Genomic DNA, 17362 nt, shown 5'->3' with positions numbered 1-17362 from the left:
CATCCCGCCGCAAGGTCGGCGCCGCTGTTATTCTATCATTCTATCCTTTGAAAAGGCGAGAAGGAAAGTCTTTTCTCCTGGGCTCCCTTTTAGCCGGTGTGAAAAAAGGGCATGCGCAATCGTCGGCTTCATGGTATTCTTATTCGTGATGACAGCAACAAGGGGGTTGTTCCATGCTCTACGGACTCGTCGCACGTAACCGCAGCTTCCGGCGCTTTCATGAGAGCCACACCATCGGCCGGGAAACGCTTTCCGAACTGATCGAACTCGCCCGCCTGTCCGCCTCGGGGGCGAACCGGCAACCGCTCAAGTACATCCTCTCTTGTGACCGGGAAAAGAACGAAAAGATCTTCCCCACCCTGGCCTGGGCAGGCTATCTGAAAGAATGGCCGGGGCCGGAAGCGGGGGAAAGACCTTCCGCTTATATCGTCATCCTCGGTGACCGGGAGATCAGCCAGAACTACTTCGTCGACCACGGCATCGCCAGCCAGAGCATCCTGCTGGGCGCTGTCGAAAAAGGCCTGGGAGGATGCATCATCGCCTCCATCAAGCGCCAGGAGCTGGCGGAAGCCTTGCAGATCCCGGAGCGTTACGAGATCCTTCTCGTCATTGCCCTAGGCAAGCCGAAAGAGACGGTCGTCATCGAACAGATCGGCGCTGACGGTGATGTGAAATACTGGCGTGACGAAGACGGCACCCACCATGTGCCCAAGCGTCCGCTGAGAGAACTTATCCTGGAGTAAGAGGGCGAAGTTAGATAAGCGAAGGCCAGTCCCCGATAGTCTGCGGGACCGGCCTTTTGCCATCTTTAATGGGTGACAGGATCTTTGGGGTTACCGTCCAAAGAAGGGAGCCGTGGGATAGACATAGCACTGGACGCCTTCAAAAATATAACCTTGGCGGCCCTGACCCAACTCGTTGAAGTTGGTCGTGTAGAAATGATCGCCGAGGGTGGGATTCCAATAACGGTATAAGGGAACGGTGCGGGGACGCTGAGTCGGGAAGACATAGCAGGCGATCCCTTCAAACTGGTACCCCTGGGCGCCGGAACCGAGTTCATTGAAGTTGGTCGTGTAGAAGTGGTCGCCAATGGTGGGGTTCCAGTAACGGTAAAGGGGCGTTGTGCCCGGACGCTGTCTTGCAAAGACGAGGCAGGCGATCCCTTCGAAACGGTACCCGTTGCGTCCAAAGCCAAGTTCATTGAAGTTGATCGTGTAAAAGTGGTCGGTGATGGTCGGATTGTAGTAGCGATAGAAGGGAACGAGGTTGCGTTGGCGAAACTCGCCGAACTCTTCCGGTTCCCCGGGTGTTCCCGGTCCAGGGAAAGGTCCTGGTCCGGGCTGAGGTCCCGGTCCAGGGAAGGGTCCCGGTCCGGGGAAGGGTCCCGGTCCGGGGAAGGGTCCCGGTCCGGGGAAGGGTCCTGGCCCAGGGAAAGGTCCTGGTCCAGGGAAGGGTCCAGGTCCAGGCTGGGGTCTACGGGGTGGCTGTCCGGATTGATGTGAGACCGAATAATGTTCGTCATCGTCATAATACATCGAGGCGACACCTTCCTTGCCAAACAATCGATAATGTTCCCTCATAGAGATATCCGCCCTTGGGAAAGACTCTGGTCTGCCATAACATATGAATGAGAGCAGGAAACGGTGAAATTTTCCTATGGCCACTCGAATGCGGAAGAGAACGAAGCGTCACGCTTGACAAATGCCGGGTTTTCTAGTAGTGTTAAGGTGTAACAAAGTGATTGGGAGTATGGTTTATGTCCGAGGTTGTTCTGAACTAACAACTCCATAAGGTCTGGAAGGGTGTCCCTGGAGAGCTGGTCTGCCAGCCGTGCGATGAACACGTTTACAACGTAACGTGTATCGATGGGTACGGTGTAGTTCCTATTGCTCTTTAAGGGGTTAGGCTGTATGCGCCCTTTCCGATCTGGATAGTTCAGAACAGCGGCATGATAACCAGCCAATCGGAATGCGATTGCCAAAGCATGCCGTGCTGTCTCAGCACGGCATTTTTATATCCTTTTTGAGGAGCGCTCAGAGCCGGTTACGACAGTCAACAGAGGGTGTTTTCCGATTGGATCCACAGTATCCTAAGCGGATCCCCGAGGTAGGCCTGAGTTGGCGCCGGATGAAACATCTGGTGAGAGTGCTTTCTTAATAGGGATTTGATGGCAATGCCAGGAGAAGGTTGTTGGTGAACACCTGTTCATCGACGACCTTTTTATTTTTTAAAAGAACATGCGTCAACGGAGGAGGAGCCTGTGATGAAGTCCCTACAGATGCTCGAATTTGACAAGATCAAAGACCGGATCAAGGAGTTCGCTTTGTCCGACTTGGCCAAAGAGATGATCGACAACCTGACCCCGGCAGGGGAGCGCAAGACGGTGGAGCGGTGGCTCCAGGAGACGACAGAAGCCGAGGAAATTCTGCACCGCCGATCCGGTGTGCCGCTGCACGCGCTGACAGACATGCACAAAATCCTGGATAAACCGGAAAAAGGCTATGTGCTGACACCGCAGGAACTGGCGGGTTTGCACGGATTCTTAAGAGACGGGAACAAATTGAAAAAGCTGATGCAGGAGCTGCGCCATACGGCGCCGATGATCAGCGCCTACGCCCTGTCCATCAGCGAATTGACCGAGGTGATGGAACAAATCGAGCAATGCATCGCCCACGAACAGGTGGACGATCAAGCCAGCGCCGAACTGGCCAAAATCCGGCGGCGCATCGGGGCGGCGGAAGGGCGGTTGAAGGCGCGCCTGGAGAGCATCCTCAAGTCGCCCGAAACGCGCAAGTACCTGCAAGAGGCGCTCGTCACCGTCCGCAACGGCCGCCATGTCATCCCGGTGCGCAGCGAGCGGCGTCATTGTGTGCGAGGGATGGTCCTCGACAGCTCGGCCAGCGGTTCCACCGTATATGTGGAGCCCGAAGGCATCCGGCCCATCCAGGAAGAGATCGCCCTGCTGCGGGCGCAGGAGGAGCAAGAGGTCTTCCGGATCCTGGCGGAATTGACCGCCCTCGTCGCTGCCTGCCGGCAGGAACTGTCCGTCAATGTGGAGGTGATGGCCCAGTATGACTTCGCCTTCACCAAGGCGCGCTACAGCCGCTCCATCAACGGAGCGACAGTTGCCTTGAACACAGACGGGATCATCCGGCTCACCGGTGCCCGCCACCCCCTGATCGGCAGCGCCGCCGTACCTCTCGATTTTTCCATCGGCGAGGGCTACCGGGCGCTCGTCATCACAGGCCCGAACACCGGCGGCAAGACGGTGGCCTTGAAGACGGTGGGTTTATTGACTGTGTTGGCCCAGTCAGGCCTGCATGTGCCGGCCGATCCGGGAAGCACCATCGCCCTCTTTCGCAAGGTCCTCGTCGACATCGGCGACGGCCAGAGCATCGAACAGTCGCTGAGCACCTTTTCCTCGCACATCTGCAACATCATCGACATCGTCGCGGACACCGGTCCGGACAGCCTTGTCATTCTCGACGAACTGGGCGCCGGCACGGACCCCTCTGAGGGGATGGGCCTGGCCGTCGCCCTCCTGGAGGAGATCTACCGCAAGGGGGCGACGATCATCGGCACGACCCACTACAGCGAGATCAAGGAATTCGCCGCCACACAGCCCGGGTTCAAAAACGGCTGCATGGCCTTTGACATCAACACCCTGAGACCGCTCTACCGGTTGACCATCGGCCGCCCCGGCGAGAGCAACGCCCTCCGGATCGCCTTGCGATTGGGCCTGGACCGGCGCATCGTCGAGCGCGCCCATGAGGTGACCTACAAGGAGAAACAGGCTTATCCGGAGAGGTGGGAGATGAGCATCGCGAAGGAGGGGCACGACGTTGACGTTGCCAGTGGGGCAGATGAGACAAACAGTGCAGACGATGCCCGCGTTGGCAGTGATCTGAATCGTACAAACGATGAGAACGGCATAAGCGATGCAAAGGGCATAAACGACGCAAATGATGAAACCGGCGCAAAAGGGGCGCAAACTCAGGAGCGTAGTAAGGATGTCTCGAACGGAAAAAGGATGGCAGCCGAAAAAACAGCGCATAAGCCGACCTTCCAGTTGGGCGACGCTGTCCACATCTCCACCTTGGACGGCGTCGGGATTGTCTGCGAACGGATGAACCACCGCGGCGAAGTGGGCGTCATGTACAAGAAGAAAAAGCTCATGATCAACCATAAGCGGCTCTCCCTCCGGATCGAGGCGACCCAGCTCTATCCCGAAAACTACGACTTGGACATCGTCTTCGAGAGCAAAGAGGACCGGAAAAAACGCCACCTGATGAGCCGGAAGCATGCGGAAGGCGTGGTTATTGTAAAGCCGGGTGATGGTGGGGGAAGATAAGCGGATAATAAAACGAAAAAGAGCAGAAAAAAGCAATGAAATGAGGAAAACCCGCTGTCGCATAGGCGCAGCGGGTTTCTTCACATCCGGCGTAAACCTTGACGTATCGGCCAAGTTTGATCATAAACCTGGTTTCCTAACTCGTTTCTCCTCCAGCCCCTTGGGATCTATACAAAAGCCAGCACCTGGGACATGATCGCCGTGACGAACGTCAACAGCGCCGAGAGCACAAAGGCCGTCTTGATCACTTCACTCTCGATGCCGAGGGCATCAATCGTAGCGGCGGCGTTTTGCAGCTTCGCCGGCGAGATGACGCTCGCCAGACCGCCGCCGATGGCGGTGGCGGCGATGACAATGAGGGGGTCCACGTTCAACAGTTTCGACGTAAGCAGGTGGTACTTGGTGAACATGGCGATCGTCGAGGCTTCGCTGCCGCTGACAAAACCGCCGAAGAGGCCCAAATAGCCGCTGACGAAGGGATAAAGGGCGCCGAAGGTGGACGCAGAGACCTTGGCGAGGATAGAGATCATGTTCGTAGCGGGATCGGCGATCTTCCAGGCGCCGTCCACCTGTTGCATGCCCGAATTGTTCATCACAAAGGCGATGGCGAAGAAGACGGCGGCGGCCAGCGTGGGACGCGGCGCCCGTTGAAGCCATTTGGAGACCGTCTCTGTCAGAGTCTCCCGTACCGGCTTCAGCCAGATCATGGACAGGGCGGTGCTGATGAGCACCCAGGTGTAGGCGTTCCAGAGCATGCGCGTCTTGATCACCTGTCCGGGAATGATCGAAACCGGCATGGCCCAATCGGCGAAGAGCAGTTTAAAGAGGGGCGGGAAGAAGTTCGTCAGGAACAAAATCGCGCAGAGGATCAGCCAAGGCGACAGCGCCACCGGCAGGGACATCTGCCTTTCCACAGCCCGGTCCGCCTCGGTCAGGCTGGAACGGTCGATGATCGGCCGCCCCGTCACCTTGAGGTAGAGGAGCATGGACAAGATGGTGAAGAAGCCGGCGATCACGCCGGTCAGCACGACACCGGAAGCGAAAAAGGGGATGTAGCTGATGGCGACGGCTGTCCCGCCGTTGGTCATGCCGGCGATCAGGCAGGGCAGGAAGCCCTTGCGAACGAGTTCCCAGCGCCCGACGATCCAGAGCATGCCGAAACCGATCAGTGTTGAAATCACGGGAAGGAACTTGGAAAAGACCTGAGCTGACTGGACGAGCGACGTGCCCGTCAGGTCGGCGAAGACGACGAGGGGAGCGCCGAGCAGCGCATAGGTGCAGAGGGCGTCAAAGCCAATGGCCGGCAGGGCCACGGCGACGAAGGTCGAGTAGCCGAGCGCCACCAGGATCGGCGGCAGGATCGACACGGGCGTGGCGCCGATGGAGACGAGGAGCGTGCCGGCGCCCACGTTAAGGAGCATGATCTGCACGGCCTTGTCCTGGGGGGCCAGGGTCTTGACGAAGACGACGATGCGTCTTAGGGCGCCCGTCCGTTCCATAAAGGTGATCTGCAGGATCGAGGTGAGCACCATCAGGGAAACAGGGAACGAGGAGACGACGCCGGCGAGGCTGGCGCGCAATCCCGCCTCCCAACTGGTGGAGAAAAAAACACAGGCGATCAACAGGGTGAGCAACCATCCTACCATGCCGCTGAGGTCTGCCGCCATCCGGCGCCAAGTCATCAACAGGACGATGACTGCGATCGGAAGCAACGTCAAAACAAGAGATAGCGCCAAAACTACCGTCCTCCCATACTACACATATTTTTTGAGCCGATTATACCACAATGGGGACAGCGGTTCGGAAAAAAGTTCAATAAAGGCAATGATTTTTTTCGCCACTATCCAATTGACAAGGCGCAAAAAGAAGGATAATATTTAGATAGTTAGACAAACGTCTAAATAAAACCGACAGGGGAGGCTGCGAATGAACCAAGTTTTTTCCGCTTTGTCTGACCCAACAAGGCGCGCCATTCTCCACCTGCTCCGGGAAGGGGAGAAAAACGCGGGAGAACTGGCGGCCCCTTTCAACATCTCCAAACCGACCGTCTCCCATCACCTGCAGGTGCTAAAGGGCGCCGGCCTCGTCCTTGATGAGCGGCGGGGGCAGCAGATCTACTACAGCCTGAATACGACTGTCTTCCATGATGTCCTGACCTGGCTAATGGCGATGACTGGTCGGGATGAGACAAAGTCGCAGCAAAACGATGTTGTTGAAAAGGAGAGCGCGCGATGAAAAAAGAAACATCCTTTTGGATCAATGTCACCCTCTGGCTGGCCACCGCAGCCGTGTCTTTGTGGGCTTACCCCCAACTGCCTGAACAGGTTCCGATCCACTGGAACTATCACGGCGAAGCCGATCGCTACGGCAGCCCTTTCGAATTGGTGGTCGTGGGGCCGGTCATCACCTTGCTGGTCCTTGTGCTGTCCCAGGTGTCGCGCCGCGTCGACCCGCTGAAAGGCAACTACGGAAAGTTTTCCTCTTCCTATGAAACAGTGATCACGAGCCTGCTGGCCTTCATGTTTTTTCTTCAGGTAACCGTCATCGCCAACGCGCTCGGCTGGACCGTAAAAGTGGGGAAAGTGGTGCCCATCGCCGTCGGCGTCCTGTTCATCATCCTGGGCAACGTGATGCCCCGGGTAAAGCAAAACTACTTAATGGGCTTTCGTGTACCCTGGACCCTGGCCGACCCGCAGATCTGGAACAAGACGCAGCGTGTCGGCGGCTATACGATGGTCCTGGGCGGTCTGGTGATCATGCTGCTCGGGCTGTTCTCGCCGCGGTTGCCGGAAGCGGTAGCCATCGCCCTGCTGCTGTCGAGCATCATCGCCATCATCATCGTCCCCGCCGTCTACGCCTGGTGGCTGTATCAGAAGGGCGGGACAAGGACGGTGGGGTAGTGGGTTAAGTCATGGGCGTTCAGCGGTTTGGTAGTTTAGTAATGGGTCGGGCAATGGCATGGTAATGGGTTGAGCAACGTCGACATTTGTGGAGAAACAGAGGATTTCTCTTGCGTACGTTGAAGAAAACGGCAGGAGGGACCATCGATGTTCGGTTTTGGCATAAAAAATAAAACCGTTAAGGAATTGCGCAAAAATCAAGGGTTGACAGCCAAGGAACTGGCGCAGCGGCTGAAACTGGATCCTATCGATATTCTGCGCATCGAGGACGTGAAGTTGAAGGAATTGCCAGAACTTTTGCAGTCGAGGATCACCCCGATTTTACGGGGGGATGATATGGATAAGATGAAATGGCTATAACAGCCACAGGCAAGCGCTCCGGAGGGTATCCGGGGCGTTTTTTTGCATAAAAAAACGGTTTTAGTGTCAGAAGGATTCAACATTCAGAAAATCGACCGCTTACGACATTTTTCGCTAAAGGAATATGATTGCTCGATGTGGTATAAAAAGTGGGTGAAAAAACTTGAACGAAATCCATAAATAGTGATACCAACGGGCTCAGGGAGGTGTATTGGTTGAAGTATTACGCCCATTCCTTGTCAGACAAACCAGACAAACCTGAAGAAAAATGGCAGACGCTTCATGCGCACTTGCTTCAAACAGCAGAACGGGCGGCTCAGTTTGCCGAGCGGTTTAACGCGGGTTCCTGGGGTGAAGCGGCTGGACTGCTTCACGACATCGGCAAATACACCCGGGAATTTCAAAAACGGTTGCGTGGCAATCCTGGCGCAGTGGATCATTCCACCGCAGGGGCGCAATTGGCAACACATTGTTATCCTATTGGCCAAGCTCGAATACTGGCCTATACATCAGCCGGTCATCATGCCGGGCTGCCGGATGGTGGATTGCCGAGCGCAGGCATGGATAATGTGGAAGGCACTCTCTTCAGACGGCTCGCAAACCGGGAAACAAAGGATTACAGCGCTTTCAACTCGGAAATCACCCTGGTTCCGGCGGCAAGGCTAGTTCGAATGCCGATTACGCCCATGAAAACGCAACAGGGTGTCAGTCTCTCCATGTTTATCCGCATGCTCTTCTCCTGCCTGGTCGATGCCGACTATCTGGATACGGAAGGGTTTATGCAGCCGGAACTGGCCGCGTTGCGTGTTCCAGGAGAAAGCCTGGTCGTGTTGCTTGACAAGCTAGAAAAACACCTTACAGAAAAATGCCAAAAGGCCGAGAAGACGGTCGTCAACGAGGCCCGCGCCGATATCCTCCGCCAGTGCCGCGAAAAGGCGGAACTGGCGCCTGGGCTTTTTACACTGACTGTGCCGACGGGTGGCGGGAAAACCTTGTCGGCTATGGACTTCGCCCTGCGGCATGCGGTGAAAAACGGCCTCGACCGCGTGATCTGCGTGATCCCCTTTACCAGCATCATCGAGCAGAATGCCGCCCAGTATCGGGAGATTTTCGGTGATGACAATGTGCTGGAGCATCACAGCACCTACCAGCCCGAACACCATTGTCCCAAGGCAGAATATGAGGCGGATATGGAGGACGACACAGCCCTGCGCTGGAAACTGGCGACGGAAAACTGGGGCAAGCCGATCGTTGTGACAACCAACGTGCAGTTTTTTGAATCGTTCTACGCCAATCGGAGTTCCCGTTGCCGCAAGTTGCACAACATGGCGCGCAGCGTGATCATCCTCGACGAAGCGCAGATGCTCCCTGACCGTTTTCTAAAACCCTGTCTCGCGGCGTTGACGGAACTGGTGCGCAATTACGGGGCGACGGTCGTCCTCTGTACGGCAACGCAACCGGCGCTGAACGGGTTTTTGCCGCCGGAGGTAAAATTGCAGGAAATCATCGAACAACCCCAGCGGCTGTATGAGCAGTTGCGGCGGGTGACGGTGCGAAAGGCCGGCAAACTGAACGATGATGCGTTGATGGATCAACTGGCGCCGCACAGCCAAGTGCTGTGCATCGTCAACACCCGGCGCCACGCGCGGAGTCTTTACGAACGTCTCCGAGAAAACGCGAGGATGGACACAGGCAAGGAGATGAGCGTTGGCGACCGAATGGGCACAGGCGAAGGGTGCTGGCACCTGAGCGCGCTCATGTGTCCCAAGCATCGCACGCAAAAGCTGATCGAAATTCGAGAGGCGCTAAAACAAAGTCGTCCCTGCAAAGTCATTTCCACCCCTCTGATCGAGGCGGGAGTGGATGTGGACTTCCCTGTCGTCTATCGCGCTTTTGCTGGTCTCGACTCCATCGCCCAGGCTACCGGCCGGTGCAACCGCGAGGGAAAAAGAAAAAACGGGGAGGTGGTCGTCTTTTCGCCTGAAAAAGATCCCCCAAAAGGCTGGTTCGCCCGCATGGCCAAGCTGGGAGAAATGGCGTGGCGCGCGATGGAGGACCCCCTATCCCTGAAGGCGATTGAACGGTTTTTTACCTATCGTTTCGAGATTGACGCTGAAAAACTGGACGAGAAGCGGATTCTTACGCAGCTTCAAGAGGGATTCAAAACAGTCGCCTTCCCCTTCAAAGAGATCGCTGAACAGTTCCGCCTCATTGAAGATGAACAAGTGTCGGTGGTGATCCCCTTCGATGACGAGGCAAGCCGCCTGATTGAAGAGGTGGCGCAAGGCAGGATAACAGTCGCCATCCGCCGCCGGTTGCAGGCATATACCGTCGGCGTCTACCGCTTCGATTGGTTGAACTACTGCAAAACCAGCGCGGTGCAGACAGCGGGCGGGCTGATCCAGGTGTTGGTCGATAAAAGCTACTATGATGACGAAGTGGGGCTTTTGCCTTGTGATGGGAGGGGAGCGCCGACAGATCTGTTGTTGATTTCCGATTAACAGCATCCGGTTTGTCACGCATTTTGTTCATAGGCGCATTTAGTGAATATGTATTTGGTGCATAAAGGAGGGAATGCATTGGGCTATGGGATCAAACTGAGGGTGTGGGGCGATTACGCCTGCTTTACCCGCCCGGAGATGAAAGCGGAAAGGGTCAGTTACGATGTCATTACCCCTTCTGCCGCCCGCGGCGTCTTGGAGGCGATCCACTGGAAACCGGCCATCCGCTGGGTGGTGGACCGCATCCGTGTTTTGAACGAGATCCGCTTCGAGAACTTCCGGCGCAACGAGGTGGGCAGCAAAATCTCCGCAGCCAACATCAAGAAGGCGATGAACGGGAATGCCGTCGCGCTTTATCAATCCGTCGAAGAGGACCGGCAGCAGCGGGCCGCCTTGTTGTTGCGCAACGTGGCCTATGTGATCGAGGCCCACTTTGAGGCGACGGACAGGTGGGGGGAGCGCGATACGCCCGAAAAACACTACAACATGTTTCTTCGCCGGGCGAGGGAAGGCCAGTGTTACCACCGCCCCTACCTGGGCTGCCGGGAGTTTCCCGCCCAATTTGAACTGCTCGAAGGGGAGGCGCCTGCTTCTTCTCTCCAGGGAGAGCGGGATCTCGGCTGGATGCTCTATGACATCGACTATGCCGACGGAATGACGCCTATCTTTTACCGCCCTACCATGCGAGACGGCATTATTGATGTCGGATCGGTCGTGCAGGGAGGTGGCGCTCGGTGATCTTGAAGGCGCTCTACGACTACTACGAACGTATGGCCGCCGATCCCGATTCGGGAATGCCCAAAACAGGCTATAGCAAAGCCAAGGTCTTTTTCGCCTTGAACCTATCCCCTTCTGGCGAGTTGTTGGACGTGATCCCTCTTTATGACATGGTAAAAAACAAAAAAGTGGCCCGTGAGATGGATGTGCCGGAGCAAATCAAACGCTCGTCCGGCATCGCGCCCAACTTTCTCTGCGACAACAGCGCCTATGTGCTAGGGATTGATGAGAAAGGAAAACCGGAACGGGCGGTCAAGGCCTTTGAGGCTTTCTGCGAACTGCATGAAGACGTGCTGGTGGGAGTAGACGACGAAGGTGCTCAGGCGGTGCTCGCTTTTTTGCGCCGGCGCGAGCCCGGCGTCATCGATGAACCGCAATGGGTCGACGTGCGCAAAGAGATTTTGGAGGGAGGCAACCTCGTCTTTCGCCTGGACAGGAGCCCCGGCTACATCCATGACCGTCCAGCCGTATATTATGCCTGGACCGGATATGCCGCAAAAATGGAATCAAGTGAAAAGGGGCAGTGCTTGGTCACCGGTGAATGGGGTCCCGTGGCCCGGCTCCATCCGGCGATCAAAGGGGTGTGGGGCGCTCAAACAGCCGGCGCGTCGCTGGTTTCCTTTAACAAGGATTCCTTCGAGTCTTACGGCAAAGAGCAGAGCATCAACTCCCCCGTTGCCTCCCATGTGGCGTCTGGATACGGCGCCGCCCTCAACTACCTGCTCAGCAGTAAACGCCATAGGGTGCAGATCGGCGACGCGGCAACCGTCTTTTGGGCAGATAGAGATGCGATGATGGAGGAAAGCGCCGTCATGACCCTCTTCGACCCTGCCGAACTTGACGATAACGTAACGTTAGGGGAAGGCAGGTGCAATGACCCGCTGTCGGCCGAGTGGGTGCGCCAGGTCTTGCGAAACATCCGAGAAGGAAAACAAATGCAGGTGAGGGATGGCGCGCTGGATCCATCGGTGCAGTTTTACATACTAGGGGTTTCTCCGAATGCCGCGCGGTTGTCGGTGCGGTTCTGGCATGTGGACACCTTCGGGTCTCTGGTGGCGCGCTTCGGTCAACACTTTAGCGATATGGCAATTCAACGACCAACAGGGGGGCATTGGCCGGAATTTCCCGCCATCTGGAGGATCTTGCTCGAAACGGCGGTCCAGGGCGAACGCAAAAATGTGCCGCCTCTATTGAGTGGAGCGCTGTTCCGGTCCATCCTGCTGGGAACTGTCTATCCAAAGGCGTTGATCCAGGCGATCCTGGTGCGCATTCGGGCAGATCACGAGGTGAACCCTGTGCGCGCCGGTATAATCAAGGCGCACCTGCTGCGCATCACTCGAATCTACGGCTCAATCAAAGGGGAGGAGGCATTGACCATGGCGCTCAATGACCAGTCCACACATCCCGGCTACCTGCTGGGGCGGTTGTTCGCCCTGTTAGAAAAGGTGCAGCAGGAAGCGCTACCGGGAATCAACGCGACCATCCGAGATCGCTATTTCGGCGCAGCTTCGGCCACGCCGGCCTCAGTCTTTCCGCTGTTGCTTCGTAATGCACAGCACCATCTTGCTAAGATCGAATTCAGCATTTATTTAGAAAAGAAGCTTCAGGAGATCATGGCTGGATTGTCTGCCTTTCCGGCCCACCTGAACCTAAACGATCAAGGATTTTTCATGCTAGGTTATTACCACCAGCGGCAAAGCTTCTATACGAAAAAGAACGAGAGGGAGGAATAACCCATGACCGAGCCGATTCGCAATCGCTATGAGTTCGTCCTGTTCTTTGAAGTCGAAAACGGAAACCCCAACGGCGACCCCGACGCCGGCAACCTGCCCCGCATCGATCCGGAAACGGGTCTCGGGATCGTCTCCGACGTGTGCCTGAAGCGAAAAATCCGCAATTATGTCGAGATCGCCAAGGGTGGTCAGGCGGGCTACAACATTTATGTCCGGGAAGGCGCTGTGTTGAACAAGCAGCACCTGATTGCCTATGAGGCGCTCGGCATCAAATCGGAACCGAAAAAGCTGCCGAAGGACCAAGAGCAGGCAAAAAAACTGACGGCCTTTATGTGCGCCAACTTTTTTGACATTCGCACTTTCGGTGCGGTGATGACGACAGAAGTCAACTGCGGTCAGGTGCGCGGCCCCGTGCAGATCGCTTTTTCACGCAGCATCGATCCTATCGTCCAGCAAGAAGTTACCATCACCCGCATGGCGGTGACCAACGCCAACGATGCGGAAAAAGAGCGGGCCATGGGTCGAAAGCACATCGTGCCCTATGCCCTCTACCGCGCCGAAGGGTACATATCGGCCCATTTGGCGGAAAAAACGGGTTTCTCCGAGGAGGACCTGGCGCTCCTGTGGCAAGCGCTGATGGAGATGTTTGAGCACGATCATTCGGCGGCGCGCGGCAAGATGTCGTCCCGCAAGCTGTTTGTCTTCCAGCACGAAACGACCCTGGGCAACGCGCCCGCCCACAAACTCTTTGACTGTGTTCAGGCGGAACGGATCGACAAAACCCGGCCGGCTCGCGCCTTCGCTGATTATCACGTCGAGTTGCATCATGATCAGTTGCCGGACAATGTGAAGGTATTGGAACTGCTGTGAGCGGTCGGTTGTACGGCGAAGAGGAACTGCTGGCCCTATCCGGATTGCAGCACATGGCCTTTTGCGAACGCCAGTGGGCGCTGATTCATCTGGAGCAGCAATGGAAAGAAAACGTGCAAACCATGGAGGGGCGCATCCTCCATGAACGTGTCCATGATCCGTTGCTGTTCGAGAAGCGCGGCGACCGGATCACGGCCCGCGCCGTGCCGCTGGTGTCGCGTCGCCTGGGTATCTACGGTGTGGCTGATGTGATCGAATACCAGCGCGTCGCCGAGACTACGGTCGATACCCAAGAAATCGTGTCAAATCATGCAACAGAGGCATATACAGGGGAATTGCCTAGTGTGGTAACGGTAGCGGGGAAGGATGGCTTGTGGCGTCCATGCCCGGTTGAGTACAAACGGGGACGGCCAAAAAAGGACAATCGGGACCGGGTGCAGCTTTGCGCGCAGGCATTGTGCCTGGAAGAGATGTTCGGCATTCGCATCGCCGCCGGGTATCTGTATTATGGTGAGATCCGTCGGCGGGAAGCTGTTGAACTGGATGAGAGCTTGCGCAACGAGGTGGCGGGGTTGGCGCTGCGGATGCATGAATTGTACCAACTCGGAGCCACACCGCCGCCGCTGACCCGGCAAGGCCCATGCAAACTATGTTCTCTCCGGGACGCTTGCATGCCGCGTTTGCCCAAAACTGGCCAGGTGGCTGATTACATGCGACGCGTCCTGAAAGAGATTCACGTGTAGCGGGAGGGCGTTGCGATGAGAAAGCTGTTAAACACGATCTATGTGACGGTGTCCGACGCATATCTTGCTCGTGACGGAGAGAATGTGGTCGTCCGGTCTGGTGAAGAGGAGAGATTCCGTGTTCCGATCCATAACCTGGAAGGGATCATCACCTTCGGGTATACTGGTGCAAGTCCTGCGTTGATGGGGTTATGTGCAGAGCGGGGAGTGGCACTCTCTTTTTTGACGGAGCATGGGCGATTTCTGGCGAGGGTGACAGGCGGTGTTTCGGGCAATGTGCTCCTGCGTCGCAAACAATACCGAATGGCGGATGATGAAGAGGCTTCTCTTACGATTTCAGGTTACATGGTGACCGGAAAGATCGTCAATGCTCGAACGGTGCTCCAGCGCGGATTGCGGGACCACGAAGGGCGCATCCGGGGAGAATTTGTCCAACGCGCGGTAAGCTCACTGGCAGATATTGCAAAACAGATCCCTGGAGCAGGTTCTCTGAACCGCCTTCGCGGTCTCGAAGGCGACGCGGCCAAAATATACTTTGACGCCCTGGACGAGATGATCCTTGAACAAAAAGAAACATTTTATATGCGCGGGCGCAGCCGGAGGCCGCCGTTGGACTGTTTTAACGCGCTGCTGTCTTTTCTCTACACGCTGCTGGCCCATGACGTCGAAGCCGCCCTGGAAACAGTGGGATTGGATCCGGCGGTCGGGTTCCTCCATCGAGACCGGCCCGGCCGCGCCAGTCTGGCCCTGGACTTGATGGAGGAGTTGCGGCCGTACTTGGCGGACCGGATGGTTTTGTCGCTGATCAATCGCAAACAGGTGGACGCCAAAAGTTTTTATCAGAAGGAAAACAGTGCAGTCTACCTGGATGCCGAGGCGCGAAAGACGGTGTTGACGGCCTGGCAAAAACGCAAAGCCGAAGAGATCACCCATCCCTTTCTGGGAGAAAAAATCCCGATCGGTCTCATCCCTTACGTCCAGTCGATGCTGTTGGCGCGATATCTCCGAGGTGACCTGGATGGGTACCCGCCCTTTGTGTGGCGATAGAGATAGAGGTGTACGGTTATGATGGTGCTTATCACCTATGATGTCGATACGACGGACTCAGCCGGTCAAAAGAGGCTTCGCCAAATTGCTAAGCAATGTGTCAACTACGGGCAACGGGTGCAAAAATCTGTATTTGAGTGCCTGCTGACTCCCGAGCAGTATGTACAGTTGCGTCATCGCTTGGAGCAAATCATGGATCCAGAAACAGACAGTATTCGTTTTTATATGTTGGGAAGCAACTGGAGAAAGCGAGTCGACCATGTTGGCGCTCATGCGTCTTATGACCCGGAAGGGCCAATGATCATCTGATTTTTCTGCGCGAACCCAAAGCGATCATAAAAATCCGGCAGGTTCGCGATGGTTATCATGTAGGGGTTGAATACCGTTAATGTTCATTTAAACGTCTATTGGTTTCATGCTACGATCAAGTTTCGCGGAAAAAGGTTACGCAAATGGCTAGGGAATAAGGTTATTACAGTATAGAGGTCGCACCCTGTGCGGGTGCGTGGATTGAAACCTCGCTTCTTTGATATAATAGGTTTAGATAGAAAGGTCGCACCCTGTGCGGGTGCGTGGATTGAAACATGTTCAACCGCCCGGCTAGCGCCCAGACCGACGGTCGCACCCTGTGCGGGTGCGTGGATTGAAACAAGGCAGGAAAAGCGCTCACCGAAGCCAAGCCGTCAACAGGTCGCACCCTGTGCGGGTGCGTGGATTGAAACAAGGCAGGAAAAGCGCTCACCGAAGCCGTCAACGGTCGCACCCTGTGCGGGTGCGTGGATTGAAACGTGACTCTTGGTGCATCGGTCTTTGACGCTCTCGTCGCACCCTGTGCGGGTGCGTGGATTGAAACCTCGTAGAGAACTGCGCACCGACAGCGCGGGTGGGCAGTCGCACCCTGTGCGGGTGCGTGGATTGAAACGATAATCCAATCCTGTACCACCCCGTTTTTCCTGGTCGCACCCTGTGCGGGTGCGTGGATTGAAACAGGCAAATAAGCAGCGTAATAAGCGACCACTCCAAGTCGCACCCTGTGCGGGTGCGTGGATTGAAACACACAGTCGGTCGACGGTTGCATCAGCTGTTATCGTCGCACCCTGTGCGGGTGCGTGGATTGAAACCTATGACCAGCTGGTTATCTCTATTGCTGCAAAGTCGCACCCTGTGCGGGTGCGTGGATTGAAACATGACCGAGCAGGGGGTGAAGAATCTGTATTAGAGGGTCGCACCCTGTGCGGGTGCGTGGATTGAAACAAAATCGCCTTTGACGGCAGTGCCACTAGCGTAACGTCGCACCCTGTGCGGGTGCGTGGATTGAAACATGCCGGGGTTATTCTTAAGGAGGCTGGCCTTTACGTCGCACCCTGTGCGGGTGCGTGGATTGAAACACCACTTTGTTATCATTAAGCTGAGGGGCGAAGATGTCGCACCCTGTGCGGGTGCGTGGATTGAAACCTGAACTACTCGGTCATTGTTATCCATTGTTATCGTCGCACCCTGTGCGGGTGCGTGGATTGAAACTTTGGCTGCGGTCGCCGTAGAAATGTGCGCTTTGCCCGTCGCACCCTGTGCGGGTGCGTGGATTGAAACCTCTTTACCTCGATAGAAACGGGAGAGAAGCTCGTCGCACCCTGTGCGGGTGCGTGGATTGAAACCGCCGGTTTCCAATGCGCTTATCCTCTGGATTGACGTCGCACCCTGTGCGGGTGCGTGGATTGAAACAGGACATTGCTCTCGCTGTCTGCGTTTCGCTCGTGTCGCACCCTGTGCGGGTGCGTGGATTGAAACAGGAGGCTCTACGACAGGCACATCTCTTTATATGGGTCGCACCCTGTGCGGGTGCGTGGATTGAAACTTTGAAACGTATCTCATCGCTGTTGTTGTCGCTCAAAGTCGCACCCTGTGCGGGTGCGTGGATTGAAACTACCTAAAGCACCTTGGAAGGCTGCCGGAGGACGGTCGCACCCTGTGCGGGTGCGTGGATTGAAACTTAGTGCCGGCAGCGAAAATGATATCGCCGCCCGGCGTCGCACCCTGTGCGGGTGCGTGGATTGAAACCCCATCATCCTGGGGATCGATC

General features: G+C 56.3%; 14 protein-coding genes and 1 CRISPR repeat array (1 of these 15 running past the window's edge). Of the genes, 12 read left to right on the top strand and 2 right to left on the bottom strand.

What is annotated here, in order from left to right; translation table 11 throughout:
* The first annotated feature begins 173 nt into the window (after positions 1 to 173).
* The gene (locus tag AC0CW1_RS07765) at positions 174 to 743 is read left to right on the top strand and encodes a nitroreductase family protein (protein WP_488182494.1); all 570 of its coding nucleotides are present in this window, start codon (positions 174 to 176) and stop codon (positions 741 to 743) included.
* 90 nt (positions 744 to 833) lie between these two features.
* Here AC0CW1_RS07765 and AC0CW1_RS07760 read toward each other — a convergent pair whose 3' ends face one another.
* Positions 834 to 1580, bottom strand: a complete 747-nt coding sequence (locus AC0CW1_RS07760; protein WP_488182493.1) for a hypothetical protein — start codon at positions 1578 to 1580, stop codon at positions 834 to 836.
* Between the two features lie 683 nt (positions 1581 to 2263).
* Here AC0CW1_RS07760 and AC0CW1_RS07755 point away from each other — a divergent pair.
* A complete protein-coding gene (locus AC0CW1_RS07755) occupies positions 2264 to 4351 on the top strand; it encodes an endonuclease MutS2 (protein ID WP_488182492.1) in 2088 nt (695 codons plus the stop codon).
* Positions 4352 to 4518: 167 nt separating this feature from the next.
* Here the strand turns inward: AC0CW1_RS07755 and AC0CW1_RS07750 are convergent, their stop codons facing one another.
* Positions 4519 to 6087 carry an L-lactate permease gene (locus tag AC0CW1_RS07750; RefSeq protein WP_488182491.1) on the bottom strand — a complete coding sequence of 523 codons (1569 nt, stop codon included), beginning with the start codon at positions 6085 to 6087 and terminating at the stop codon, positions 4519 to 4521.
* Between the two features lie 190 nt (positions 6088 to 6277).
* Here AC0CW1_RS07750 and AC0CW1_RS07745 point away from each other — a divergent pair, with 190 nt between their 5' ends.
* From AC0CW1_RS07745 to cas2, 10 genes are all read left to right on the top strand, one after another.
* Positions 6278 to 6586 carry an autorepressor SdpR family transcription factor gene (locus AC0CW1_RS07745; RefSeq protein WP_488182490.1) on the top strand — a complete coding sequence of 103 codons (309 nt, stop codon included), beginning with the start codon at positions 6278 to 6280 and terminating at the stop codon, positions 6584 to 6586.
* Positions 6583 to 7251 carry an SdpI family protein gene (locus AC0CW1_RS07740; RefSeq protein WP_488182489.1) on the top strand — a complete coding sequence of 223 codons (669 nt, stop codon included), beginning with the start codon at positions 6583 to 6585 and terminating at the stop codon, positions 7249 to 7251. Before AC0CW1_RS07745 ends, AC0CW1_RS07740 begins: the two co-directional genes overlap by 4 nt.
* Before the next feature lie 147 nt (positions 7252 to 7398).
* On the top strand, positions 7399 to 7611 hold the full coding sequence (locus AC0CW1_RS07735; protein ID WP_488182488.1) for a helix-turn-helix domain-containing protein: 213 nt from the start codon (positions 7399 to 7401) through the stop codon (positions 7609 to 7611).
* Between the two features lie 215 nt (positions 7612 to 7826).
* Complete coding sequence (cas3, locus tag AC0CW1_RS07730; RefSeq protein ID WP_488182487.1) at positions 7827 to 10112, top strand: CRISPR-associated helicase Cas3'; 2286 nt, start codon at positions 7827 to 7829, stop codon at positions 10110 to 10112.
* Positions 10113 to 10190: 78 nt separating this feature from the next.
* Positions 10191 to 10850 (top strand): type I-C CRISPR-associated protein Cas5c, encoded by a 660-nt coding sequence (gene cas5c, locus AC0CW1_RS07725; protein ID WP_488182486.1) that lies wholly within the window; start codon positions 10191 to 10193, stop codon positions 10848 to 10850.
* Positions 10847 to 12622, top strand: a complete 1776-nt coding sequence (gene cas8c / locus AC0CW1_RS07720; protein WP_488182485.1) for a type I-C CRISPR-associated protein Cas8c/Csd1 — start codon at positions 10847 to 10849, stop codon at positions 12620 to 12622. Before cas5c ends, cas8c begins: the two co-directional genes overlap by 4 nt.
* 3 nt (positions 12623 to 12625) lie before the next feature.
* Entirely contained in the window at positions 12626 to 13492 is an 867-nt protein-coding gene (gene cas7c / locus AC0CW1_RS07715) for a type I-C CRISPR-associated protein Cas7/Csd2 (RefSeq protein WP_488182484.1), read from the top strand.
* Complete coding sequence (cas4, locus tag AC0CW1_RS07710) at positions 13489 to 14235, top strand: CRISPR-associated protein Cas4 (RefSeq protein ID WP_488182483.1); 747 nt, start codon at positions 13489 to 13491, stop codon at positions 14233 to 14235. The genes cas7c and cas4 overlap by 4 nt, the downstream gene beginning before the upstream one ends.
* A 15-nt stretch (positions 14236 to 14250) precedes the next feature.
* Complete coding sequence (gene cas1c, locus AC0CW1_RS07705) at positions 14251 to 15282, top strand: type I-C CRISPR-associated endonuclease Cas1c (RefSeq protein WP_488182482.1); 1032 nt, start codon at positions 14251 to 14253, stop codon at positions 15280 to 15282.
* An 18-nt stretch (positions 15283 to 15300) separates the two neighbouring features.
* Positions 15301 to 15591 carry a CRISPR-associated endonuclease Cas2 gene (gene cas2, locus AC0CW1_RS07700; RefSeq protein ID WP_488182481.1) on the top strand — a complete coding sequence of 97 codons (291 nt, stop codon included), beginning with the start codon at positions 15301 to 15303 and terminating at the stop codon, positions 15589 to 15591.
* 176 nt (positions 15592 to 15767) lie between these two features.
* Positions 15768 to 17362: direct repeats of the CRISPR family, unit length 32 nt; unit sequence GTCGCACCCTGTGCGGGTGCGTGGATTGAAAC; it runs 1507 nt beyond the window's last position.

This window comes from Heliomicrobium sulfidophilum, assembly GCF_057715735.1.
The sequence above is the reverse complement of the archived record's forward strand: the minus strand, read 5'-3'. Positions and strand labels throughout refer to the sequence as shown.

Bases quoted from the DNA above. Each gene is read 5' to 3' on its own strand.
- cas7c (WP_488182484.1), top strand. From the start codon at position 12,626: ATGACCGAGCCGATTCGCAATCGCTATGAGTTCGTCCTGTTCTTTGAA.
- AC0CW1_RS07765 (WP_488182494.1), top strand. From the start codon at position 174: ATGCTCTACGGACTCGTCGCACGTAACCGCAGCTTCCGGCGCTTTCAT.
- AC0CW1_RS07760 (WP_488182493.1), bottom strand. From the start codon at position 1,580: ATGAGGGAACATTATCGATTGTTTGGCAAGGAAGGTGTCGCCTCGATG.
- AC0CW1_RS07755 (WP_488182492.1), top strand. From the start codon at position 2,264: ATGAAGTCCCTACAGATGCTCGAATTTGACAAGATCAAAGACCGGATC.
- AC0CW1_RS07740 (WP_488182489.1), top strand. From the start codon at position 6,583: ATGAAAAAAGAAACATCCTTTTGGATCAATGTCACCCTCTGGCTGGCC.
- AC0CW1_RS07735 (WP_488182488.1), top strand. From the start codon at position 7,399: ATGTTCGGTTTTGGCATAAAAAATAAAACCGTTAAGGAATTGCGCAAA.
- cas1c (WP_488182482.1), top strand. From the start codon at position 14,251: ATGAGAAAGCTGTTAAACACGATCTATGTGACGGTGTCCGACGCATAT.
- AC0CW1_RS07745 (WP_488182490.1), top strand. From the start codon at position 6,278: ATGAACCAAGTTTTTTCCGCTTTGTCTGACCCAACAAGGCGCGCCATT.
- cas2 (WP_488182481.1), top strand. From the start codon at position 15,301: ATGATGGTGCTTATCACCTATGATGTCGATACGACGGACTCAGCCGGT.